Origin of the sequence: Deferribacter desulfuricans SSM1 (assembly GCF_000010985.1) — a bacterium.
GTDB lineage: Bacteria > Chrysiogenota > Deferribacteres > Deferribacterales > Deferribacteraceae > Deferribacter > Deferribacter desulfuricans.
On the sequence record NC_013939.1, the window covers coordinates 1,308,798 to 1,332,487 of the forward strand.

The following is a 23,690-nucleotide window of genomic DNA, read 5'->3' on the forward strand; positions in this document are numbered from 1 at the left end:
AATTATATTTGTTTCAAAATGTTTGACTAATTAGCAACACTTTTTATAAATTGTGGTTATTTTAATTATCACAGATAGAATTTTAAGACGAAAAGGGGGACTGTATGATAGAGATTTTAAGAAAAAGAAGAAGTGTTAGACAATTTTTAGACAAAGAAATTGAAAAAGAGAAAATCGATATTTTAAAAGAAGCAGTTTTAAGATCACCCTCTTCAAGAGGGATTAACCCATGGGAATTTATCTTTGTAACTGATAAAGAATTATTAGAAAAATTATCAAAAGCAAAAAAACATGGTTCTGCTTTTTTAAAAAATGCCAAGTTAGGTGTTTTGGTAATAGCTGATACAAGGAAATCTGATGTATGTATAGAAGATTGCTCAATAGCAGCAATTACTCTGCAGTATGTTGCAGAATCTTTAGGATTAGGTAGTTGCTGGGCACAAATCAGATTAAGGGAACACAACGATAATATCAGTGCAGAAGAATATGTAAGAAATCTTTTCGTTTTACCTGATTATTATTTGATAGAATGTATAATTGGTATTGGTTATCCAAAAAATAAACCACAAGGGCATGACTATTCCACATTACAGTTTGAAAAAATACATACAAATGGATTTAAAAATGATTAAAAATGAATTATCAAAATCAAAAAGTAGATACTTGCAACAGCATAAAAATAACCCTGTAGCATGGCAAATATGGTCAGATGAAACATTGAAATTAGCTAAAGAAGTTAATAAACCTCTTTTTATAAGCATAGGGTATTCATCATGTCACTGGTGTCATGTAATGGCTCACGAATCTTTTGAAGATGAAGAAACAGCAAATTTTCTAAATAACCATTTTATTCCAATAAAAATTGACAAAGAGGAATATCCAGAAATTGATAAAAAATACCAATTTTATATACAACTTATAAAACAACAAGGAGGATGGCCTCTATCAGTATTTGCTACACCAGAAGGTGACCCTTTTTATGCTGGAACATACTTTCCAAAAGAAGAAAAATACGGTTTACCATCTTTTATGAATATTTTGAGTCAAATCAACAAAATTTATACAGAAAATTATAATCAAATTGAGGAATCGGTTTCAAAATACAAAGATGCAATTGCACAGTTTTATAAAATAGACAAAATCGATATTAGAAATTTAGATTTAAATTCTTTTACAAAAAATATTTCAGACTTGTTAGATTTTGAAAATGGTGGACTCAAAGGTAGAAACAAATTTCCAAACATCCCCTATCTAAACTTTTTATTAGATTATCATTTTGATGAATTTGCAGATTTTTTAATAAAAACAGCTAGGAAAATAGCTTTTTCAGGTCTTTATGACCATATCAATGGTGGATTTTTTAGATATTGTGTAGATGAAAACTGGAGTTATCCACATTTTGAAAAAATGCTTTATGATAATGCCTTAAATACAATCTTTTTAATAAAACTTTATGACAAAGTAAAAGATCCTCTTTTTTACCACATATCAAGAAAAACAATAGATTTTATACTTGAAACTTTTAATACAGAATATGGACTTATATCTTCAATGGACGCTGACTCTTTAGATGAAAGTAATCAAATGGTAGAAGGTTACTTTTATCATCTGGATGAAAATTTATTAAATATAATACCTCAAGATTTAAAAAAATATATAGTATCTAAAAACGGTTTTATATACCTAAACGATAAAACTGATTATGAAACATACAAAAAACTTGAAATCTATTTTGATAAAATTTCGCTACAAAATCAAAAAATTGAACCAGAAAAAGACAATAAAGTTATCTGTAGCTGGAATATGTTATTTGTAAATGCTTTACTAACCTATGCAGAAGTTACTGGTGAAGAGTACTATTTTAACCACGCAATCAATCTTTTTAATAAAATAAAAACATTTTTACTTTCAAAAGAGCACATATATAGAATAAATTATGGCGATGAAATATTCAAACATGAGACATTAGAGGATTATTCTTACTCAATAAATGCATTATTAAAATTGTATGAAATGACAAAAGAAAAAGATTTTCTATATTATGCTGATGCTATTACAAAAAAAGCTTTAGAAAAATTTACAGATGATAATTATATTTACCTAGATAAAAACAAATCGATCTTAGATACTTTCGACGATGCAATGTATTCACCAGTTGGTTTAATGGGGATAAATTTACTCATTTTATCAAAATACACATCCATCAATCAAAACTCAAAAATTTACAGTTTCTTAATTGATAGAGCAGTTAAATTTCCTACTGGACATCCAACAATATTAACTTTCATAAGGAGGTTAGTAGATGATAACTAAAGAAACAACTATTGAAGAGCTCGTTAACAAAAAGCCAAAATCAGTGGAATATATGTCTAAAAAAGGGATAATCTGCGTAAAGTGTGGTGAGCCAATCTGGGGCACAATTTACGAAGTATGCAAAGATAAAGGATTTAACGACCAAGAAATAGAAGAGATAGTCAAAGAATTAAATAATTTATAACAAAACTTAAAAAAACTATTGTACTTTAAGATTGTCTCACCAATATTAACAATTACCAATACATTAGACATTACAAGGCAACGTAAGTTGCCAAACTAATCTCTTGTATAAAGTTAAATTAGTAGAATGCTTCACTTCATCCGCAATGAGAGGATGTTGCACAATAGACTAACATATTGATAATTATCATAATCATAAGATTGCTTCGTCGCATTCGCTCCTCGCAATGACAGGGAAATTGGTCATTGTTAGCGTTAGCGAAGCAATCTGGGAAACTTAAGCAATTATTATTCAAATAGCAATTTATCCTGATCAAAAATTATTTTTATTTTCCCACCTGTAAAGTGATTTATCATTTCAAAGTTTTTTTGCAATTCAGATTGTTTAAAATACTCATTGAAAGCAATTTTATACTCGACCCCCTCATTTTTTAACAAATAATCAGCTACAAGTGCATCACTTATACACCCAAGTTTATCAGGCACCACTAAAATTACCTCATCCACATTTAACTCATTGATAAGATGATAATTTAATAAGCTCTTATCAAGAGGGGAACAAATCCCCCCAGCTGTCTCTAAAATCATAACATCAACATCTTCGTATTTTTTAACAGTATCTTTTACTTTTATCAAAGGGAACTTTTCAAACACCGATGCAGGAGCCACAGGAGGCTCTGCTCTTACAATAGAAAAACAATATTTTTCATCTATTTTTGCATAATTTGCTATAAATTTAGCATCATCATCCTTTGGATATCCAGTCTGAACAATTTTTAAATAAACAACTTTCTCCCTTTTTGAAATTAAATACTTACAATATTCTGCTGAAAAATATGTTTTACCCACCTCAGTATTAGTCCCAAGAATTAAAACCTTCTTACTCACCAAGCACCTCTATTGTAGACTCATAAGCAATTTGAACAAGCTTATCTATTTCATCAAAACTTATAATATAAGGTGGCATAAAATAAATTATATCACCAAGATTTCTCAAAAGCGCTCCCTTTGTAAGACTTTTTCTATATATTTGAAAGCCTACCCTCTTTTTCCAATCAAAACTTTTTTTACTTTTTCTATCCTCTACTAGCTCAACAGCAGTAATAAACCCTTTACTTCTCACTTCGCCACAATATTTATACCCACTAAAATACTCTAAAACCTTTTGATAAAGGTATTCATACTTTTCTTTATTCTTTTCCAATAAATTTTCCTCTTCAAATATATTTAAAACTTCCACCGCTAAAGAGCATGCAAGAGGATTTCCCGTATAGCTATGAGAATGCAGGAAAGCTTTTAAAACACAATAATCTGAATAAAAAGCGTCATATACCTCATCAGTTGTCAATACTACTGACAAAGGGATATATCCACCTGTAATACCTTTAGAAAGTGTCATGAAATCTGGAGTAATCCCTGCATGTTCGCATGCAAACATTTTCCCAGTCCTACCAAAACCAACAGCAATTTCATCAGCAATCAAATGAATATTATTCTCTCTTGTAATATCTCTTAATTTTTTCAAATAGATTTCTGGATATATCTTAAAACCTCCAGCACACTGAACAATTGGCTCTATTAATACTGCAGAAACTACATCTTTATTTTTTTTGATAGCTTCTTCCACGTATATAAAACATTCTGCATTACATTCTTCTCTACTTTTCCCAAATGGACATCTATAACAATCAGGCCCTTTTACTCTAATATTTTCTATCATTATCTCTTTATACATTTCTGCATAAAGCTCTTCCCCACAGACAGAAAGGGCTCCAAGTGTTTCCCCATGATAGCCAGAATCAAGATAAATAAATTTTGGTTTAATCACCCCATTGTTTTTAAAGTATGCAAAACTCATTTTCATGGCTACTTCGATAGCTGAAGAACCGTTGTCTGCAAAAAATATTTTTCTTAAACCATCTGGAACAATTTTTAAAAGCTTTTCAGATAACTTTAAGGCTGGATCATGTACAAAATTTGCAAAAATTACATGCTCCAACTTTTCCACCTGCTCTTTTAAAACATTATTTAATCTTTCATTGGAATGTCCCAAAATATTCACCCACCATGAAGAAATTGCATCAATATAACTGTTCCCTTTATCATCATACAGATAAACACCTTTGCCTTTTACAATTTTTATTAGAGGGTATTTTTCATGATCTTTCATCTGAGTGCATGGATGCCAGATTGGGTAATCTTTCACTTCATACCTCCTTGAAAAATTGATTGAAAAATATCATACTTTGTTTTAAAATTCAACAAAAGTAAAACACAATGGAGAATTTTTATGATTGATAATATTTATAAAAAAGCAATAAACAAAGAATCATTTAAAGATTTCGAGATTGATTATCTTATCAACTTTAATGATATAAAAACCCTTACCAAATACTCAAAACAGATAAAAGAACACTTTTTCGGGAATAAATTTCAATTTTGCTCAATAATTAATGCTAAAAGTGGTCTTTGCAGTGAAGATTGCAAATTTTGTGCTCAATCAAGCCATTATAATACAAACGCACCAGTTTATGATTTTATCGATTTAAAAAAGATCGAGCAAAGAGCAACAGAGTATAAAAAATATGGTATCAGAAGATTCTCCATAGTTACTAGTGGAAAAACACTTGAGCAACAAGATATAGAAAAGCTTATTGAAGGTGTAAAGATAATTAAAAAAATAGGCTTAGTTCCAGATATTTCTGTTGGAATTTTAGATAAAAAGACTTTACTAAGATTAAAAGAAGCTGGATTATCCGGTTTCCATCACAATCTGGAAACATCAAGAAGCTATTTTAATAATGTCTGCACTACTCATGATTATGAAGAAGATGTTAAATGTGTTAAAGATGCAGTAGAGTTAGGCTTTTTTGTCTGTAGTGGTGGGATTTTTGGAATTGGTGAAAGCTGGGAGCATAGGGTTGAGCTAGCACTCACTTTAAAAGAATTAAATGTGGATTCTGTGCCAATTAACTTTTTAAACCCAATCCCTGGAACACCCTATGAAAACATCCCAATTTTATCTGAAGATGAAGCTTTAAAAATTATAGCAATTTATAGATTTATTTTACCAGATAAACAAATTAGAGTTTGTGGTGGTAGGAATGTAGTTTTTAGCAAAACTACAAAACAAAAGCTTTTAAACAGTGGACTTTTTGGCATTATGGTTGGTGATTATTTAACTGTGTCAGGATTTGATATAGAATCTGATATAGAAGATATAAATGCAAACAATCTTAAACTTATATGAATTATAAAGTATATTTTAAAAATTATTTAGAAAAATTAAAAGATGAAAATCTTTATAGGGAAATTCCACTTTTTGATAAAGGGGATTCAAAATACATTGAAATAAAAAATAAAAAATTACTTAATCTAGCATCAAACAACTATTTAGGCCTTTCAAACAAAAAAGAGATAAAAGAAGGTGCGATTAAAGCTATTAAAAAATATGGGTGTTCTTCATCTGCCTCAAGAATAGTTACTGGTAATTTTTTACTTTACAATGAGCTAGAATTAGGACTTGCAAAATTTAAAGGTTATGAAGCTGCTTTAATATTTAATACAGGTTATGTTGCAAATCTGTCTATTATTTCTGCTATATGTGATAAAAATTGGGTAATATTTTCTGACAAACTCAATCATGCAAGCATTATAGATGGAACTCTTCTTTCAAAAGCAAAACATGAGCGTTTTAGACACTTAGATTATGAACACCTTGAAACTATTTTAAAAAGATACAACAAAGATGTAAAAAAATTGATAATCACAGACACTGTCTTTAGCATGGATGGTGATGTAGCTGATTTAGAAAAAATAGTAAAACTTGCAAAAGATTACAACGCTTTGGTAATGATTGATGAAGCCCATGCAACTGGTATCTTTGGCAAAGGGAGGGGCCTAGCTCATGAATTGGGGCTAGAAAAAGAGATAGATATTAATATGGGAACATTTAGCAAGGGGTTGGGATCTTTTGGTGCTTATGTTTGCTGTAATAAATCTATCAAAGATTATTTAGTAAACAAAGCAAGGGGGTTTATCTTTTCAACAAGTTTACCACCAGCTGTTATAGGAGCAAATTTAGCTGCTATTAAATTTATTAAAGAAAACTATCAGTTAGGTGAAAGATTAATAGAAATTTCAAAAAAACTTAGGAAAAAATTAAATGAAATAGGATTTAACACTTTAAACAGCTCGACCCAAATCATTCCAATCATAATTGGTAACAGAGAAAAGCTACAAATAGCAAAAGATTTTTTAATAGAAAGTGGCTTATATGTAGCAGCTATTAGGCCACCAACAGTTCCTATTGGCACAGATAGACTAAGACTTTCTCTTAGAGCTGATTTAACAGATGATGAGCTTGAGTTAATTGTAGAGGGGTTTAGAAAATTAAAAGAGAGGATTTGATTTTCATATCTGGTTGGGCAGGATTTAAAACCCTTTATCCAGTATTATCAAAAAAATATACATATCTTACACCTTTTTTACTTGAAGATAATTTACAACAAATTGAACAAGAACTGATTTCATCAAAAGCAAAAATCTTAATAGGCTGGTCAACAGGTGCCCATATAATCCTAAAAAATTTAGAAAATATAAAAGATAATTTTGAAAAAATTTACCTAATAGCTCCTTTCCTATATTTTTTAGCAGATAAAAAGTTGAAAGTATTAGAGATTATGATTGAAGCTTTTAAAAAAGACCCAACTAAAGTTATAAAAAATTTTCTAAATAAAGCATGTGTAAAAACTATAGAAATCAAAAATTATAATGAAGATTCATTATTAAAAGGGTTAGATTTCTTAAAAAATTCTAAAATCAACTCATTTAACCCAGATATATTAGACGACAAAGTTATAATAATTTATGGGGAAAAAGATAAAATTGTAAAAATTGATGACATTTTTAAAAAATCAAAAAATTATATTGAATTAAAAAATCATGGACATTATATACCTGAGGAAATTTTAGGTGAGATAATTTATGAAACTTCAGATAAAAAGATACTTTGATGACTCATACAAAACCTATGACAACAATGCTGATATACAAAAAATCGTTGCTCAAGAATTAAGCGATTTTATTACGCCTACAAAATGTGATAACTTGCTTGAGCTTGGAATTGGTAGCGGTGTTTTCACGACTTTTTTATTAGAAAAAATAAATGCAAGAAGCTATTTTGGATTAGATTTAGCCTATAAAATGTTAATTTCCAGCAAAAACAAATTTAAAGATTTTCATCTGATAAATGGAGATATTGATACTCTGCCTTTAAAAATAGAACATTTTGATATCATTGCAAGTTCATCAACTCTTCAATGGTTGGAATATCCAGAAAAAACAATTAATGATTTACTAAACAATTTGAAAAAAGGGGCAAAATGCTATTTTTCCATTTTTTTAGATGGCACTTTCAATGAGATGAAAGAGGTAAGCAAAATTACAAAGTTTGGTTCAATTTATTCGCTAAAAAATGCAGAGTTTTATAAAAACATTTTCAACAGAAAAGATATTTATCTCAAATTTTTTGAAAAAAAGTATGTTTTATTTTATAACTCTGTAATTGACTTTCTAAAAACTCATAAAAAGACAGGTGCAAGATACACTGAAAAAAAAGCTATTGCAGGCAAACAATCCTTTTTAAACTTTTGCAGATTATATGAAGAATTATATAAAACAGAAGATTCTAAAATTCCTGTTACATACAATATATTATACATCATTTGCGAAAAAAGATGAAAAATCCAACATTAATAGAACCAAAAAGCTATAACTTTTTATCAATAAATGAATTTTTGACTAATTTTAATGACTATTATAATAAGTCTATACCTTTTATCTTTACAATAGATTTTGATATAAAACACTTTTACTTAGAAAAACTACAAAACTTAATTACTAACGATAATGTTTTATTTAACTTCAATGGTATAACAAACCATTCCTCTATGTTTAAAATAGATAAAAACTTATATCTTAAAAAATTTCCGATAGATTATGAATCATATTTAAAAAAATTTGAAATCGTCCAATCGCACTTAAAACAAGGGGATAGTTATTTATTGAATCTGACAGCTCCAACAAAAATTGAGACAAACTTATCACTTAAAGAAATTTATCTTTTATCAAACTCCAAATACAAACTTTATTTTTATGGCATATTCACATTCTTTTCACCAGAAACTTTTATAACGATTGAAGATAGTATAATAAAAACGCATCCTATGAAAGGGACTATTGATTCTAGTATCCCAAATGCAAAAGAGGTCTTATTAAACGATGAAAAAGAATTAGCCGAACACATAACTGTTGTTGATTTATTAAGAAACGATTTAAACATGGTATCTAAAAAGGTAACAGTTACAAATTTTAGATATTTTTCTGAGATAAATTTAAATAACAAAAAAATTTATCAAACAAGCACAGAAATTGTTGGTAATATAAAAAGCTCATATCAGAAAAATATAGCAGAACTAATAATCCGTTTACTACCTGCTGGCTCAGTAACTGGAGCTCCTAAGAAAAAAACAGTTGATATAATCAAATCAGTTGAAACATACGAAAGATTCTTTTATACAGGAATTAGTGGATTGTTTGATGGTAAAATATTAGATACATGTGTAAACATAAGGTATATAGAAAAGACACAAGATGATTTATATTATAAAAGTGGTGGTGGAATAACAGTATATTCAAACCCAATTAATGAATATAATGAACTGATTGAAAAGGTATATGTCCCAATTAGTAGAAACTATAAAGCTTAAAGAAGGTATTTTACAAAATATTCAATTTCACAATATTAGATTTTATAATACTAGGAAAGAATTATTTAATATATCTGAATACATTCGATTAGAAGATATAATTTATCAAAATTCTCCACCTACTGCAGGCATTTATAAAGTCAGGGTTCTTTATGACAAACAGATCCATAAAATAGAATTCATAAAATATAAATTACCTAATATTAATAAATTAATCCTAATAAATGATGAAAAAATAGAATACAAATATAAATTTGTCGATCGTACACAGTTTGAAGTCTTAAAAAATAATATTGGTCAAAATACTGAAGTAATTATTTGTCAAAAAGGGTATATAACAGATACAACTTTTACAAATGTTGCTTTTTATGATGGTAAAAAATGGTTTACACCAAATACTTATTTACTGAAAGGTACCAAAAGGGAATATTATTTAGAAAACAAAATTATATATGAAGAAGAAATTAAAATAAAAGATTTGAAAAAGTTTAAGAAGGTTGCTTTAATAAATGCTATGATCGATCTATGCGAATTAGTTTTGCCAATAGAAGCAATAGAAAATTTAACATCTATCTAATAAATGTATTTAACTCAAATAAAGGTGACATAATTGATAAAACGATAAAACCAACAATCAAACCTAAAATCAAAATAAACAATGGCTCAATAATAGATAGAAATACATTTAAAGTTTTTTCAATCTTTTTAAAGTAAAACTCTGACAACCTTAAAAATATATTTGCCAAATTCCCCGATTTTTCACCAGTTTTTATTGCAGCAACAAACATCTCAGGAAAACTTCCACTCTGTTTAAGACTTTCAGAAAAACTCTTACCTGATTTTATATCCTCAGTAACAAAAAAAAGAACATCTTTTAACTCTCTATTTGAAATAGAATTAGTACTTAAACTAACAGCTGCAAGAAGTGGCACACCCTCAGATAGCAAAAAATTCATAGACTCAGAAAATTTATACAAATTAATATTTAAAAACAGGTTGAACCTCAATAAATATTTATCAATTTTTTTTAAAATTTTTTCGTTTTTCTTCAAATATAACCTTATTAAAATTATTAAAATAATTAAAATAGAAATAGTCAAAACTCCATAATTTTTAATAAAATTCCCTGTAGCAATTAAAAATTTTGTAGTTGCTGGCAACTCCCTATTTACCGCAGAAAAGATATTTTTCATTTTAGGAACTACATAAGAGAGCAAAAACCCTACAACCCCCATCCCTATCGAAAGTACTATCATTGGATAAATCATTGCAACCTTGATTTTATCCATACTTTTTCTTTTTTCCTCTTCATACCTTGCAACATTTTCAAAAGTTTCAGCAAGTCTACCTGTCTCCTCGCTGGTTCTAACAAGATTAATCAAAACATCTGAAAAATAATCGTTAAACTCTTGCATTGCTACAGAAAGTTTTATCCCTTCACTGACCTTTGCAGACAGTGCCAATAAAATACTTTTAACCTTTTTATTATTTACTTGATTGCCTGTAATTTTTAACGACTCAGACAAAGGGATACCACTTTTTAAAAGCATTGCAAGTTGAAAGAAAACATCTGGTAACAGCTTTTTACCAGAAGAAACAAACCCATTAAAATAATCTAAAATCAAAAATCGATCTTTCGATTTTACATCCTTAATAGATTCTACAAAAATACCTTGCTCTTTTAACTTTGAAATTACAAAATTTATCGAATTACCTTCAATTGTGCCATGAACCTTTTTACCTTCAGAATTGAACCCTGTATATTTATAAACTGGCATCTTCTACTCAAATTTTGTAACTGCTAAAACTTCTTCAACAGTGGTAATCTGATTTTGAATAAGTTTAGCACCCTCTTCTATTAATCGCTTATATCCATATTTCTTTGCAACTTTTGCAATCTCTTCAGAATCAGATTTCGCATTTATCAACCTTCTAATTTCATCATTTATTTCTAAAAATTCAAAAATAGCAGTCCTACCTTTATATCCAGTTCCAAAGCAGTGTTCACACCCTTTTCCTATTACAGCTCTTTCAAGAATAATACCGTACTCTTTAAACAATTCTTTTACATTATCATCTAAATCAACTTCAATTTTGCAATGTTCACAAACTTTCCTTAATAATCTCTGTGCTATCACAATCTGCAATGAAGAAGATATCAAAAATGGCTCTACATTCATATCTATTAATCTTGCAACAGCTGTTGGTGCATCATTGGTATGGAGAGTAGAAAAAACAAGATGACCTGTTAAAGAAGCCTGCACAGCTGCTTTTGCTGTTTCTTCATCCCTAATTTCGCCAACAAGAATCACATCCGGATCTTGCCTTAAAAACGATCTTATAGCTGATGCAAAATCAAGGTTTACAACAGGATTTACCTGCACTTGAGTAATACCATCAATATCGTATTCTACAGGGTCTTCAATTGTCACAATATTTTTCTCTTCTCTATCTATTTCCAGTAGGGAAGCATAAAGAGTAGTAGTTTTACCACTTCCTGTAGGTCCTGTTACCAAAATGATACCATTTGGTCTATTTATATATTCTCTATACTTTTTAAGATAGTGCTCTGGCATCCCAATATTTTCGAGAGTTATCAACCCTTTTGTTTTTTCCAAAATCCTTAAAACTGCTTTTTCTCCCCTAATTGAGGGAATAATAGAAACCCTCATATCCACGCCGCGATTTCCAACTTTTATATTAATTCTTCCATCCTGAGGTTTTCTTGTTTCAGCCACATCAAGCATAGACATAACTTTTATTCTTGCAATTACCTGGTCATGAATCCCTTTTTTAAAAGTTCTTATAGTTCTCAACACACCATCAATCCTATATTTTACCAAAAAAGTATTTTCACCGTTTTCAAAATGAATATCGCTTGCATCAGCTTTTACTGCATCAACAATCAATTGATTTACAAGGTTAATAATAGGTGCATCCTGATAACTTGCAGAAAGTATATCCTCTATTTCACTATTATCTTCATCATGTCCAAAGTCTTCTACATTATCAAAATGTTCGCTAATATCTTCAAGCTTAGATAATATCTCCTTTTTATCAACAGGTCTAAAATCATACTGTAAACCTACTCTATCAGCCAAAAGCAAACCTTTTTTAAAACCTGACTCGTTAGAATAAAGTATTGTAACAGAATTATCATCCTTTAATTCTGGGAAAAAATCCCCTTTATCTGGAAATTTAAGATAAAACTTTATAATATTATCTTTTATCTGGCTCACTCTCAATTCCTAACTTTTTCTTATTTTGCTCTTTAATCACTTTCATAAACTGCTTTTTCTCTGAAGTAATCAAATCGATATCCTGTCTTGTATTAATAACCTTTGCAGTAATAAATACCATCATATTAGTTTTGGATCTGCTTCTATTTCTTGATTTAAACAACCAGCCAAGAATAGGTATTTTTGATAAAAATGGAACTTCACTATTACTCACAGAAGTATCATCCCCAATAAGTCCACTTATTACCATCGTGTAGCCATCAATTAATTCAACCATCGTTTTTGTTTTTCTTGTCAAAGTAATAGGTGCAGTTAAGTCATTCCCAGCATTTGCTATAACTTTTTTGACTTCTTGCTCAATTTTTAGAGTAAGGGTTTTATTATCAGAAATATGTGGAGTTATCTTTAGCCTAATACCTACATCTCTATAATCGTATGATTGGACTGGATTATTATTTGCATCAAATTTTGTACTTGTTAGAAAAGGCCTGTTTTCACCAACAAATACTTCAGCTTCTTCATTATCAAGGGTCAAGATCTGTGGATTAGAAATAATATTGATTGCACTATCAGTTTTTACAAAATTGACAAGAGCCGAAAGTGTTGGAAATTTTACCCCTTCATAAGTGATAACATTACCAAGAATTGCAGCAGTAAAACCGCCAGGCAGTGCAGCAAAATTTGGTGAATTTCCTTCTAAAACTGGAGATTGAAAGTTTGTTAATGCTCCATTATTTAAAAACCCAGCACTTCCAGCAAAATTTTCATTTCCACCACCTGCAAGCCATTCCACTCCAAAATCAGCCCCTTTTTCAATAGAAGTTTCTAAAACTAATGCTTCCACATAAACCTGTTTTCTTGGTTTATCAAGTTTTTCTAACAGTTGTTGAATATTGGAATATAGCTCCTTATCCCCAAGTGCAATAATAGAGTTTGTTGATTTATCAGCAGCAACTTTAGATCTAACAACCTTTTTTTTCTTAGGATCAATATTTGAAAGCAGTAATTTATTCAATATCCCTTCCACATCAGTAGCATAAACATGTTTCAGTTTAAAAACCTGTGGTGCAAGTGCGCTATTATCATTACTTACATCAAGCTGATTTATGATGTATTCTATTTTGTTAATATCATCTTCTTTAGCAGCTACAATTAGAGTATTTGTAAAATCATCAGCTATAATAATGGGATTGAATGAAACAAGTGCTTGGGCTTGAAGCTGTTTAAAAAATTTAGTTATATTCTTTTCTATATTTGATGCTGAACTATTTTTAATAGAATAAGCTTTTAACTCATAACTACCAGCAAGCTTGGAAATCTTATTTATAATATCTTTTATTTTCAAAATTCTATCTGCAGTATCTCTTATAACAACTACATTCGCACCCTTTAATACCTGCACATCTCCATACTTAGACTTTAATCTAGCTAATGAGGAAGCTATTTTACTCACATCTATTCCATCAAAATAAAGGACGGTAGTAATAAAATCATTCTTTGTTACATTATCCACATCTACAAATCTATCATCTATCTCTCGGACTTCATTTTTCTTTAATATTTGTAAATAAGTACCTTTATCAAGAGCATAAAGATTGTTCATACTTAATACTGTATTCATAATTTCTAACAAATTATCCTTTGTTAATTTTGATTTTGTATCAATAGTAATCTGACCTCTTATCTTTGATTCATCATAAACGATGGATTTACCTGTAAATTCTGATACAAAAAGTAAAAAATCTTTTAAACTTACATTTTTAAAATTTGCATCAAAGTTTTCTGCAAATGAAGCCAAAGCAATAAAAGTAAAAACTATTAAAAATAATACTCTTTTCACTCTCATCAAACACCCCTTAATCTATCTCAACAAAAATAGATTTTTTAACTCCTCTTCTAATTAAATCCACTTTTACCGCTGTAACATCTGAAATATTAGTTAACAGTTCTAGCATTTTCTGAGGATTCTCCACCGATTCGTCATTAATTCTCACAATTACATCACCGTTTCTTAGTCCCAATTTATACAAAATTGAATTTCTTCTAATTCTAGCAATACGATAACCTAAAAATTCTTTATTACGATAGTAAGGAGCTACAAATATTGTCCTAAGTAGGGAATTTATATCTTTTAACTGTTTATCCACCTCTTGTCTGGATATTTTAAAAGTATCCGATTTAGAAGTTTTACTCTTTTGCACAGGCTTAGTCTTTACAGCAGTCTTATTTTCAGTTTTTTTACTTCCACCTACTAATTTTACTTTATAACTTTTACCATTGTGTAAAATAATCAAATACTCATCATTAATTTTATCAACAATAAAACCATCAACAGGCTCTTTATTGTTTAACACATAAGTTTTTGAATTTATTTTTATCAATGCCAATATCTTATCTTTGTTTGCAACATAGCCTAATAATTCAAATTTAATATCTGCACTAATTTCATTTGTTTTTTCTTCAACTTTAGTTACCTGCGTGATCTGCTTTTCCTCTTTTTTTAGATTAAAAGGGTTTAACTCTAATATTTCGTTTACATTAACCTTTTCAGATTTTATTTTTTTTACATTATTCTTTAATGTTATATCTACAGTTTTGTTAGAATATTTATAATTGATATATTTAGTTACAGTAAAAGATATGAAATAAGCTAAAACTGCCAAACAAATCAAAATAACAATACTTTTTCTACCCACATCCTCATCCAATAAATATATTTAAATTAAAAAAAGCATGTAGTAATATACACATTATAACATTTTCATACTTATCATAAATCATACCTAAAATCAATGAAGGAATAATCACCAAAACAGAATGAATAATATTATTATAAATCAAATGAGACAAACCAAATAATAATGAAACAAAAATATTGGCATTTGAAATAAATAAATATTTATTTTTTATAATTAATTTTGAAAAAAAATTCTTTCTTTTTAGTTCTCTTTGTAAAAACCCTCTAAAAAATAGCTCTTCAATAATAGGTGAAAAAAGTAAATAACTTAATATTTCTAATCCACTGTAATTAAAATTTAGTGTTCCTGTTAATACAAATCGTATAAATAAATAAACTATAGTAATTAAAATAATTACATACACCATTTTTAAATTTTACCACTATATCAATCAATATCAACCCCAAAACTTTATAAACATAACTAAGTTTTGTGAATCTTTCGCAAAAAACTTGATTTAATTGTAAGTTGATTTAAAATATAAAAAATTAATTTTTAGGGAGGCAGTATGAAAAATAACGAAGGTTTTTCACTAATCGAATTGATGGTTGTCATTGTGATACTTGGTATTTTAGCAACAGTTTTATTACCAAAAATTATAAACAGACCAGATGAGGCAAGAGTAACAAAAGCAAAAAGCGATATAAAAACAATAGAATCAGCATTAAAATTATACAAGTTAGACAACGGAATGTACCCAACAACTGAGCAGGGGCTCAGCGCACTGATAAAAAAGCCAGAAATAGAACCGATACCAAAAAACTGGAAAAATGGTGGTTATTTAGACGCAAACAAAATACCTGTTGATCCTTGGGGTAACCCATATATCTATCGCTCCCCTGGAGATAATGGAAGAGATTACGAAATAATTTCTTTAGGTGCAGATGGTAAAGAAGGTGGTGAAGGAGTAAATGCAGATATTAAAAGCTACGAAATAAATTAATTTTATAATGAATCTAGAATTAAAAACAGGTGCATTTACCTTTATAGAATTACTCATAATTATTGTAATATTTGGACTTTCACTTATGTTTATCACTCCTAAGATCGCTGCTAAATTTTCTGGTTTAAATCCAGTAGAAGCAGGAATAAATAACATTATAAATATAGCTTTTTTAGATGCTCAAAAAACCAAAAAACCAGTGTTTATAAAAGGGATAAAAGGGACAAATAAACTTTTTTTGGATAACAAAAGTTATGAAATAAAAGATATAGAGTCATTTCAAACTGTAGAAATAAACGAAATCAATCAACCAGGATTAGATTTTTACATCGGTGTGTATCCAAAAAGGTTTGTAGATAGTTTTAAAATAGAAACAAATAACGGTATTATCAAATCTAATTCCTTAGGGTTAACATGTGAATTTTCGAAAAAATAAAGGCTTTACCCTACTTGAAGTTTTAATAGCTCTATCAATCGCAGCAATAAGTATAATTGGGATTTATTCCCTTACAAACAATTCCATTGATATTTTAGATTCTTCACAGAGCAAATTATCATTATTGAATAAAACTTATGAATACATAATAGTAAAAGATAAATATCCAAACTCAACCTATTTTGAAAAATCAAAAAACAGCGAAATAACTTTCAAAGATGAACTAAAAGGGTCAATATATGGATTTGTGGACGAACATATTTTAACAGCTGAAAATAAAGACTCAAAAATTTATATTCGATATTTTGTGAAAAAATGAAAAAAGGGTTTACATTAATAGAATTACTTGTCGCTTTTACCATCTCTATTTTTGTTATTATTACTGTATATTCACTAGTTTCATCTATTGTTGAGATAAAAGATTCTTCTTCAAAAAAGATAGAGGAACTAAAGGAAAAAATTGGTATCCAAAAAATCATCAATCTCGATATTACAGCGCTAACTAATACAAAATTTGAAAAAAATGAAGGTTTTGAAACTAATAGCATTTCGTTTTACTCAATGAACTCGCTTTTTTTTAATTCTGGAGTAAAAGTAAAAATAACTTATTTATTTGAAGATAATAATCTTTACAGAATAGAAGAAAATGAAAAACTGGGCTATAAAGAACAATTTGTATTATTGCAAAATGTAGAAGAATTTAAAGTATTGAGCTTTGATGGTAATGATTACACTGAAAATTTTGATAAAGCATATGTACTAAAGTTTATTATAAAAACTAAAAACCATAATTATGAAATCACAGCAGGAAATATGCTATATGAATAAAAAAGGGAGTGTACTACTCATTGTATTGATTATTGTTACTGCTGCATTGGCAATTTCATTAGGTATAAGCGAAAAAAATACCGACATATACTCAAAAGTGACAACTATGCAAAATCAATATCAAGCAGAAACTTATGCATATACAATAGCAAAAGCTGCTGCAGAAATAATTAAAGAGGATGATAATAAATATGACAGCTTAAAAGATGACTGGGCAAACAGCATATCGTATCCCACTGATGAAGGTTTCATAGAGGTCAGTATAACCCCTTTAAACAAAAAGGTAGATCTGAATGCCTTTACTTTAAACAATAAAATATTAAACGAAAGAATAATTAACTATTATAATGTTATAGTATCTGAAAATAATCTAGATACTAATATAATCTATCTTATAAAAGATTATGTGGATAACGACACTGAAATAACAAGCTACGGGAACGAAAACCAGCCTATAATAAAATTTGGAAGAGTTTTGTCTGTAAAAAATGATTTTTTAGATACACTTTATGAAATTAATTATACCAATGAAAATTTTGATAATAAAACATACAATATATTAAAAAGATTTTTTACAGCTTCTAATGGGGAGAAAAAAATAAATATCAATTTTGCAACTGCTGATACAATAAAATACTTTTTACCAGAAATCGCTGACTATGCAGATGCAATAGTCAAATACAGAGAATCAAAACCTTATAAAGATATTTCAGCCATTAGAAAAGCTGCAGAAATCCCCAATGATGTTTATCAAAAAATAATCCCATATATCACGGTTAAATCAAATCGATTTTATCTTAAAATTACTATTGATAACTTTGGCAACTTATTTTACTATCATGTATTAATTGATAGGAAAAAAGGGGTCTTACTATTTTTCGAAGGGGCAAATGAAGACTACTTCTGAAACTATTATTTATATCGATCCAAATGGGAATATTAGAGATAATGATTACAACATTATTGGCATTGATAATTTAAGCAATATTAAAAACTTTTCTATCGTTATAGATGATACATATTTTATATATGAAGTTGTAAAACCAAAATTCCCAAAAACAAGTAAAATCAAACTTTTAGCCAAAAACTATTTAAAAAGTATTTATCCTGAAGAGTTGCTAGAAAATTTATATATTTTAAATTTACCTGACAAATCAATTATAGTTATACCTTTGCAAGAGTTCATCACATTACTGCAAAATTTTCAGAAACTATTTGATAAAGCAAAAAAAATAAGCACACCTGCTCTAGAATGTTTAAATCAAGGAGAAAAAACTGAAATCGAAACAGAGAAATTCATCATCAAAATTGATGATTCTATCGAGTATAAACAAAAAAATAACAATATACCTAAAGATGAAGAAATAAAAATAGAATCAGTAACATTAAATATATTCAAAGAAAACTCTTACCTTAAAAATTTTAAAGATTTATTACTCCCAATAGTTACTACAATTATTTGTTTCATATTGCTAAATATTGGATATTACTTTGACTTAAAAATCTACAAAGAAAAATACCATTATATTAATAACAAACTTATAGAACTATACAAACAAGCTGGAGTATATGGAGATTATGATCCTTACGGTAAATTACTTTATAAAGCTCAAAAAAACAGAAAACTCAATAACCAGAAGATATTGCCAGTCCTTTACAAAATCACAAAATCATTTGGAAAAATTGGGACAATAGAGAGCCTTTCTTATAAAGGAAATTCTTTTTTTATAGATGGCACTACTTTAGACTTTAAAGCTTTAGATAATATAAAAAATAATCTAAATAAGAATTTCAATAAAGATATAAATATAATAAACACTAAATTAGAAGATAATAGAGTAAAATTTACGCTAAAGGTGAATTTGTAAATGAAATTTAATGCCAACAAAGAAAAAATATATATCTTGATTATTATAATTGGCTTGATTTTTATTATTTATAATTGGAACATCTCTTATTACAAAAACAAAACGGAACAATTAAAAAAAGAAACAGAAACTCTCAAAGAAAAATACTCTAAGGTAGCAGATTTAATTCGGCAAACAAAATCCTCAAAAAACCTAAAAAAAGTAAACAAAAGTTTACTAGTCTTTATACAGGAAACAACTAATTCGTTGAACTTATCAGATAAAATAAGCTCTTTAAAACCGCAAACTACACAAAATAATATCGAAAGTGTTAGCTTAAGAATAGAGCAGCTAAATTTAAATGAAATTATTAAAGTGTTACAATATCTTGATCAATTTGAAAACATAAGCATTACAAAACTCAATATAAATAAAAGATTTGATGATAATACTCTTGCAGACTTGACATTAGAAGTAGTAAAACAATGAAAAAGTTTTTATATTATACAGCTTTTTTTATAATTGTTTTATTGTTAAACCTTTATGTTCATTTCCCTTATCAAACAGTGGCTGATTATTACTTAAAGCAAACTATTAAAACTTACAATTTACCAATCAATTATAAAACTATAAAAGGAAATGCATTTAAAACAGAAATTACTAATATATCAATTGATAATCTTGAAATAAAAGAAGTTATTATCCACCACAATATTTTAAATTTGATTAAAAGAAAAATCCCTTACTTCGTAAATGATGAAAAAATAAAAATAAATGGTGAAATCAGTAAAAATATAATCAATTTTCAAATAAACTCAGAGCTTGAAAAATTAAGTAGATTGTTTGAAACAGACACCCCTATTTCAGGAAAATTAACTGTTAAAGGTACTTATAATTTTAAAAATAATAAGCTAACTTCAACAGTTTATATTTCAAACTTAAATATTTCTATACAAAAATTTAATTATTCTTTTGATAAAATCACTGCTGAAATAAAGAACAATAAAAACAGACTTGAAATCGTAAAAATCAATTCGACAGGTAAAAATAAAATCGATTTAAAAGGGTATGTATTAATAAATCCTAAAAAATTAGAATTTAGCAGATTAAATTTAAAAGGTAGTTTATCCCAAAACAGGTTAAAAATAAATTTTAGAGCAACAGGAACCATTTCGAATCCACGAATAAGATTTTAAAAATATAAGTTAAAGACTTTGTATTTTAACAGTTTCTTAATACTCTAGATTGCTTCCCCCGCCATTAAGCTTCAAATACTCAAAATTATATATACTATACACACTAAAAGTTTTAAATTTAAAATTTACTGCAAAATGGCGGGGTCGCAATGACGGCATTTTGGGTCATTGCAAGGCAACAAAAGTTGCCGAAGCAATCTCAATATTAAAATAATTATATTTCATTTGAACTTTAAACATTGAACGATGAACATAGAACTTTGAACTTATAAAATTGCGAAGAGCGAAAGCGACGAAGCAATCTTAAAATATTATTTTGCTGTATCAACTTTTTTATCAAAGTAGTAGTAAATATTATCTTCATCAATTTCTCTTTTTAACATTTTATATTTTTCATTTTCATTCACCACTTTTGCTATTGTTATGATAGGATTACCATTTTCATAAAACACTCCATATTTATAAGTAAGCTCTTTATCACACTCAGCTTTTTCTGGAAGTTTTTCAATTGAGTATTTATTAGTGTCAATAAACCTTTTATTCCCATCAATATCAAAAAGTATATATCCATTATCGGTTTTACACGCTTTTAACTTTGGTCTATTTAAAAAAATCTCTTTAAAGTAAACTTTTTTACCTAAATCCGCATATTTCAACATATTATTACTTTTAAAAAAATATATCTCATTATCACTCATTATCTTATTCACAGAATCGTGCAACTTATCAAAAAAAGAGAATACTTTTTTATTATCAAAACAAAAGATAGGATAATCACCCTTTTTTAAAGGATAACATATTTTGGCATTATCTAAATAATCTCCATATTGAAGTTTATAATATTTCTTATTTTTCTCTAAAATGATACAATCATTAAAAAAATAAACTTCTTCAAAATCTACCTTAACTGGATTGCCAATTATTTTATTATCAATATCCACAACAACCAGCTCATTATCACTATTTAACAAATACAGTTTTCTGTTAAAAATTTTGCCTTGCTCTATTTTTTTAAATAGATAGCCAGATAAAATCTCTTTACCTGTTACATCTAAAACCCTGAAATGTCGATTTAGAAACAACAATATAAAAGAATTATCAAAATCATACTGATAACTTGCAGCATCTATTTTCCCAATTTTACCGCATTGCCTTTTGTCATAAATATCAATCCTATTTTGATAGATAAGATAAATATAATTACCAGAAACTCTAATTTCTTTTGCATTATCTTCAACTAAAAGTTCATAACAATTCTTAATATTTGTTTTAACAACACTATTTTTTAAAATAAATATCTCATTATTTAAGATATAAAAATCCGTCACATTATCAGAAACCGTTTTTACGGAATATATTCTTTTAAAATGAACCACTCCATTTAAAATAAAATCACTTTTTGGCATATTACTTTCAAATTTTAACAGGTTATCCTCTTTTTCATTCAAGTTTTTAAAAATTTTTACAACTTTTGTGTCAGTATTACTGCTTAACATACTTTTATTTTTTGTAGAACAAGATAATAAAACAATTAAAATTATTACAAACAAACATTTAATGCTAATTTTTCCCTTAAAATAAAAAACTTCCTTTATTTTGAAAAAATTCATATTACTCATTATATATATCCAGTTTATTTAACAAAAAAAACACTCTTAAAAATCAGTCTACCTCTTTTAAGTTAACATAAAGTTGGAAAAATTCAAACATTAATCCATTGACAAAATATAGTAATAAACAATCTTAAAGAATGAAACTAAATAGGAGGAAAGGTTATAGGAAGAAAAGTATTGATTACAGGAGCAAGTAAAGGGATAGGATTGAGTTTAGCAAAATTACTACTTAAAAAAGGGGACACACTGGTTTTAACCGCTAGGACAATGGAAAGTTCCCCTCATCTTAAAGAATTAGAAGAAATTTCTAATAATTTTTACACAATTAACGCAGATTTATCAAAAGCAGAGGATATTGAAAAAGTTTACAACTTCACTAAAGAAAAAATAGGAAGTATTGATATCTTAGTTAATAATGCTGGTAGGGGTATCTATGCACCCTTAGGTACAGAAACAGCTAAATCGATAAAAGAAATTTTAGATTTAAATGTTTTTGCCCCCATTTATTTGACAAACCTTTTTGCAGAAGATTTAGTTGCAAATAAAGGGACTATTGTAAATATAGCTTCTGTTGCAGGTAGAAAAGGTTTTGCAGGATTATCAACCTATTGTGCTTCAAAATGGGCTGTTGTAGGATTTGCTGAAAGTGTAAGAGATGAACTGCACTCAAAAGGTGTCAGAGTAATTACAATAGAGCCAGGGCTTGTTGATACCGAATGGGGTGAAAATTTACCAGAACAGTTTATCAATTATAAAAAATCTGTAGATATGCTTACACCTGATGATGTTGCAAATCTTATAGCTTATGCTGTCGATGCCCCATCACATGTTTCTCTAAATGAAGTATTAATTAGACCAACTAATCAACCTAGATAAAAAAAATGGGGGAAATCCCCCCTTTACTTATCCTTCTTTTTTAAAGGAATCATCTTTAAATTTTTAAGATGATCTGTATTTATGCGAATCTGTTTTAAGATAGCATTTTTCTCAGATTCTTTTTCTATATGTTTACCCTCGAGCAAATCATATCTGATTGCATTTGAAAGCTCAGATAAAATATCAAAGATTTCGTCAACATCTTTGCCAACTATTTTATTATCTTGTGATGCATCATTAAAAATATCTATAAATTTCCCAAAAATACTCAGCACATCTTTTGATGCAATTGTTGCTAATTTTTGATTGATAAGTTTTAACTTTATTATATCAGAATCTGTTAAATCCTGTTTCATAAAAACATCTTCTAAATATTTAAATAATTCGTTATAAATATCAGCTTTAAACTCAAATAATTTCAAATTTTCTTCTTTTAAAAGCTCAACCTCTGTCTGCTTGTTTAATAAAATAGCGGTAATCAGTATGGTAACAATTGTACCTAAAAATACAGCAACTATTTCTTGGGAATAAGGAAAATCATTATTTAAATAGTAAAGTTCTCTTATTAGAAAATACGAAGAAATTGTAAGTATTATTGCTAAAATTGTTAATATTAGATTTTTATTATTTAACTTCATAATAATAAATATTTATCATTTAGTTAATTGAAAATCAATTAAAATAATTTTAGAAAATCTCTTTGTGAAA

General features: G+C 27.9%; 27 protein-coding genes. 18 read left to right on the forward strand and 9 right to left on the reverse strand.

Going from position 1 to position 23,690, the window contains the following annotated elements; translation table 11 throughout:
- The first annotated feature begins 104 nt into the window (after positions 1-104).
- From DEFDS_RS06510 to DEFDS_RS06520, 3 genes are read left to right on the forward strand one after another with little or no spacing between them, the layout of a single operon-like run.
- Entirely contained in the window at positions 105-632 is a 528-nt protein-coding gene (locus DEFDS_RS06510) for a nitroreductase family protein (RefSeq protein ID WP_013008009.1), read from the forward strand.
- On the forward strand, positions 613-2,313 hold the full coding sequence (locus DEFDS_RS06515) for a thioredoxin domain-containing protein (protein WP_161595882.1): 1,701 nt from the start codon (positions 613-615) through the stop codon (positions 2,311-2,313). The genes DEFDS_RS06510 and DEFDS_RS06515 overlap by 20 nt, the downstream gene beginning before the upstream one ends.
- Positions 2,303-2,497 carry a DUF1858 domain-containing protein gene (locus tag DEFDS_RS06520; RefSeq protein WP_013008011.1) on the forward strand — a complete coding sequence of 65 codons (195 nt, stop codon included), beginning with the start codon at positions 2,303-2,305 and terminating at the stop codon, positions 2,495-2,497. The genes DEFDS_RS06515 and DEFDS_RS06520 overlap by 11 nt, the downstream gene beginning before the upstream one ends.
- Positions 2,498-2,784: 287 nt before the next feature.
- On the opposite strand, the gene bioD is transcribed toward DEFDS_RS06520, so the two are convergent.
- Positions 2,785-3,384 carry a dethiobiotin synthase gene (bioD, locus tag DEFDS_RS06525; protein WP_013008012.1) on the reverse strand — a complete coding sequence of 200 codons (600 nt, stop codon included), beginning with the start codon at positions 3,382-3,384 and terminating at the stop codon, positions 2,785-2,787.
- Entirely contained in the window at positions 3,377-4,702 is a 1,326-nt protein-coding gene (gene bioA, locus DEFDS_RS06530; RefSeq protein ID WP_013008013.1) for an adenosylmethionine--8-amino-7-oxononanoate transaminase, read from the reverse strand. The genes bioD and bioA overlap by 8 nt, the downstream gene beginning before the upstream one ends.
- A gap of 84 nt (positions 4,703-4,786) precedes the next feature.
- On the opposite strand from bioA, the gene bioB reads away from it, so the two are divergent.
- From bioB to DEFDS_RS06560, 6 genes are read left to right on the forward strand one after another with little or no spacing between them, the layout of a single operon-like run.
- Entirely contained in the window at positions 4,787-5,746 is a 960-nt protein-coding gene (bioB, locus tag DEFDS_RS06535) for a biotin synthase BioB (protein ID WP_013008014.1), read from the forward strand.
- Positions 5,743-6,906, forward strand: coding sequence for an 8-amino-7-oxononanoate synthase (gene bioF / locus DEFDS_RS06540; RefSeq protein ID WP_013008015.1), 1,164 nt, complete (start codon positions 5,743-5,745; stop codon positions 6,904-6,906). Before bioB ends, bioF begins: the two co-directional genes overlap by 4 nt.
- Positions 6,903-7,511, forward strand: a complete 609-nt coding sequence (locus tag DEFDS_RS12660; protein WP_013008016.1) for a hypothetical protein — start codon at positions 6,903-6,905, stop codon at positions 7,509-7,511. Before bioF ends, DEFDS_RS12660 begins: the two co-directional genes overlap by 4 nt.
- Positions 7,483-8,238 carry a methyltransferase domain-containing protein gene (locus DEFDS_RS06550; protein ID WP_013008017.1) on the forward strand — a complete coding sequence of 252 codons (756 nt, stop codon included), beginning with the start codon at positions 7,483-7,485 and terminating at the stop codon, positions 8,236-8,238. Before DEFDS_RS12660 ends, DEFDS_RS06550 begins: the two co-directional genes overlap by 29 nt.
- The gene (locus DEFDS_RS06555; protein WP_013008018.1) at positions 8,235-9,266 is read left to right on the forward strand and encodes an aminodeoxychorismate synthase component I; all 1,032 of its coding nucleotides are present in this window, start codon (positions 8,235-8,237) and stop codon (positions 9,264-9,266) included. Before DEFDS_RS06550 ends, DEFDS_RS06555 begins: the two co-directional genes overlap by 4 nt.
- Positions 9,235-9,843: an aminotransferase class IV gene (locus DEFDS_RS06560; protein ID WP_013008019.1), complete on the forward strand. Its 609-nt coding sequence runs from the start codon at positions 9,235-9,237 to the stop codon at positions 9,841-9,843. The genes DEFDS_RS06555 and DEFDS_RS06560 overlap by 32 nt, the downstream gene beginning before the upstream one ends.
- Here the strand turns inward: DEFDS_RS06560 and DEFDS_RS06565 are convergent.
- Genes DEFDS_RS06565 through mrtJ form a run of 5 tightly spaced genes read right to left on the reverse strand, consistent with a single transcriptional unit; the run spans position 9,836 to position 15,610 of the window.
- Entirely contained in the window at positions 9,836-11,044 is a 1,209-nt protein-coding gene (locus DEFDS_RS06565) for a type II secretion system F family protein (RefSeq protein ID WP_013008020.1), read from the reverse strand. The genes DEFDS_RS06560 and DEFDS_RS06565 overlap by 8 nt on opposite strands.
- 3 nt (positions 11,045-11,047) lie before the next feature.
- Positions 11,048-12,505 carry a GspE/PulE family protein gene (locus tag DEFDS_RS06570; RefSeq protein ID WP_013008021.1) on the reverse strand — a complete coding sequence of 486 codons (1,458 nt, stop codon included), beginning with the start codon at positions 12,503-12,505 and terminating at the stop codon, positions 11,048-11,050.
- Entirely contained in the window at positions 12,486-14,351 is a 1,866-nt protein-coding gene (gspD, locus tag DEFDS_RS06575; protein ID WP_013008022.1) for a type II secretion system secretin GspD, read from the reverse strand. The genes DEFDS_RS06570 and gspD overlap by 20 nt, the downstream gene beginning before the upstream one ends.
- A gap of 10 nt (positions 14,352-14,361) precedes the next feature.
- Positions 14,362-15,201: a PDZ domain-containing protein gene (locus DEFDS_RS06580; RefSeq protein ID WP_013008023.1), complete on the reverse strand. Its 840-nt coding sequence runs from the start codon at positions 15,199-15,201 to the stop codon at positions 14,362-14,364.
- A gap of 4 nt (positions 15,202-15,205) precedes the next feature.
- Positions 15,206-15,610 carry a JDVT-CTERM system glutamic-type intramembrane protease MrtJ gene (gene mrtJ, locus DEFDS_RS06585; protein WP_013008024.1) on the reverse strand — a complete coding sequence of 135 codons (405 nt, stop codon included), beginning with the start codon at positions 15,608-15,610 and terminating at the stop codon, positions 15,206-15,208.
- 141 nt (positions 15,611-15,751) lie between these two features.
- Here mrtJ and gspG point away from each other — a divergent pair, with 141 nt between their 5' ends.
- From gspG to DEFDS_RS06625, 8 genes are read left to right on the forward strand one after another with little or no spacing between them, the layout of a single operon-like run.
- The gene (gspG, locus tag DEFDS_RS06590; RefSeq protein WP_013008025.1) at positions 15,752-16,186 is read left to right on the forward strand and encodes a type II secretion system major pseudopilin GspG; all 435 of its coding nucleotides are present in this window, start codon (positions 15,752-15,754) and stop codon (positions 16,184-16,186) included.
- Positions 16,187-16,193: 7 nt separating this feature from the next.
- Positions 16,194-16,622 carry a type II secretion system protein gene (locus DEFDS_RS06595; RefSeq protein WP_013008026.1) on the forward strand — a complete coding sequence of 143 codons (429 nt, stop codon included), beginning with the start codon at positions 16,194-16,196 and terminating at the stop codon, positions 16,620-16,622.
- On the forward strand, positions 16,603-16,941 hold the full coding sequence (locus DEFDS_RS06600; protein ID WP_013008027.1) for a prepilin-type N-terminal cleavage/methylation domain-containing protein: 339 nt from the start codon (positions 16,603-16,605) through the stop codon (positions 16,939-16,941). Before DEFDS_RS06595 ends, DEFDS_RS06600 begins: the two co-directional genes overlap by 20 nt.
- Complete coding sequence (locus tag DEFDS_RS06605) at positions 16,938-17,450, forward strand: PilW family protein (protein ID WP_013008028.1); 513 nt, start codon at positions 16,938-16,940, stop codon at positions 17,448-17,450. Before DEFDS_RS06600 ends, DEFDS_RS06605 begins: the two co-directional genes overlap by 4 nt.
- Entirely contained in the window at positions 17,443-18,357 is a 915-nt protein-coding gene (locus tag DEFDS_RS06610; RefSeq protein ID WP_013008029.1) for a general secretion pathway protein GspK, read from the forward strand. The genes DEFDS_RS06605 and DEFDS_RS06610 overlap by 8 nt, the downstream gene beginning before the upstream one ends.
- A complete protein-coding gene (locus DEFDS_RS06615) occupies positions 18,341-19,318 on the forward strand; it encodes a hypothetical protein (protein ID WP_013008030.1) in 978 nt (325 codons plus the stop codon). The genes DEFDS_RS06610 and DEFDS_RS06615 overlap by 17 nt, the downstream gene beginning before the upstream one ends.
- Entirely contained in the window at positions 19,319-19,786 is a 468-nt protein-coding gene (gene gspM, locus DEFDS_RS06620) for a type II secretion system protein GspM (RefSeq protein ID WP_013008031.1), read from the forward strand.
- Positions 19,783-20,493: a hypothetical protein gene (locus DEFDS_RS06625; protein WP_013008032.1), complete on the forward strand. Its 711-nt coding sequence runs from the start codon at positions 19,783-19,785 to the stop codon at positions 20,491-20,493. The genes gspM and DEFDS_RS06625 overlap by 4 nt, the downstream gene beginning before the upstream one ends.
- 311 nt (positions 20,494-20,804) lie before the next feature.
- On the opposite strand, the gene DEFDS_RS06630 is transcribed toward DEFDS_RS06625, so the two are convergent.
- Complete coding sequence (locus DEFDS_RS06630; protein WP_153801472.1) at positions 20,805-21,989, reverse strand: hypothetical protein; 1,185 nt, start codon at positions 21,987-21,989, stop codon at positions 20,805-20,807.
- A 294-nt stretch (positions 21,990-22,283) separates the two neighbouring features.
- Between DEFDS_RS06630 and DEFDS_RS06635 the strand changes: the two genes are divergently transcribed.
- Positions 22,284-22,982 carry an SDR family oxidoreductase gene (locus DEFDS_RS06635; protein WP_231841006.1) on the forward strand — a complete coding sequence of 233 codons (699 nt, stop codon included), beginning with the start codon at positions 22,284-22,286 and terminating at the stop codon, positions 22,980-22,982.
- Between the two features lie 23 nt (positions 22,983-23,005).
- Here the strand turns inward: DEFDS_RS06635 and DEFDS_RS13130 are convergent, their stop codons facing one another.
- Positions 23,006-23,620 (reverse strand): hypothetical protein, encoded by a 615-nt coding sequence (locus tag DEFDS_RS13130; protein WP_013008035.1) that lies wholly within the window; start codon positions 23,618-23,620, stop codon positions 23,006-23,008.
- Between the last annotated feature and the right edge of the window lie 70 nt (positions 23,621-23,690).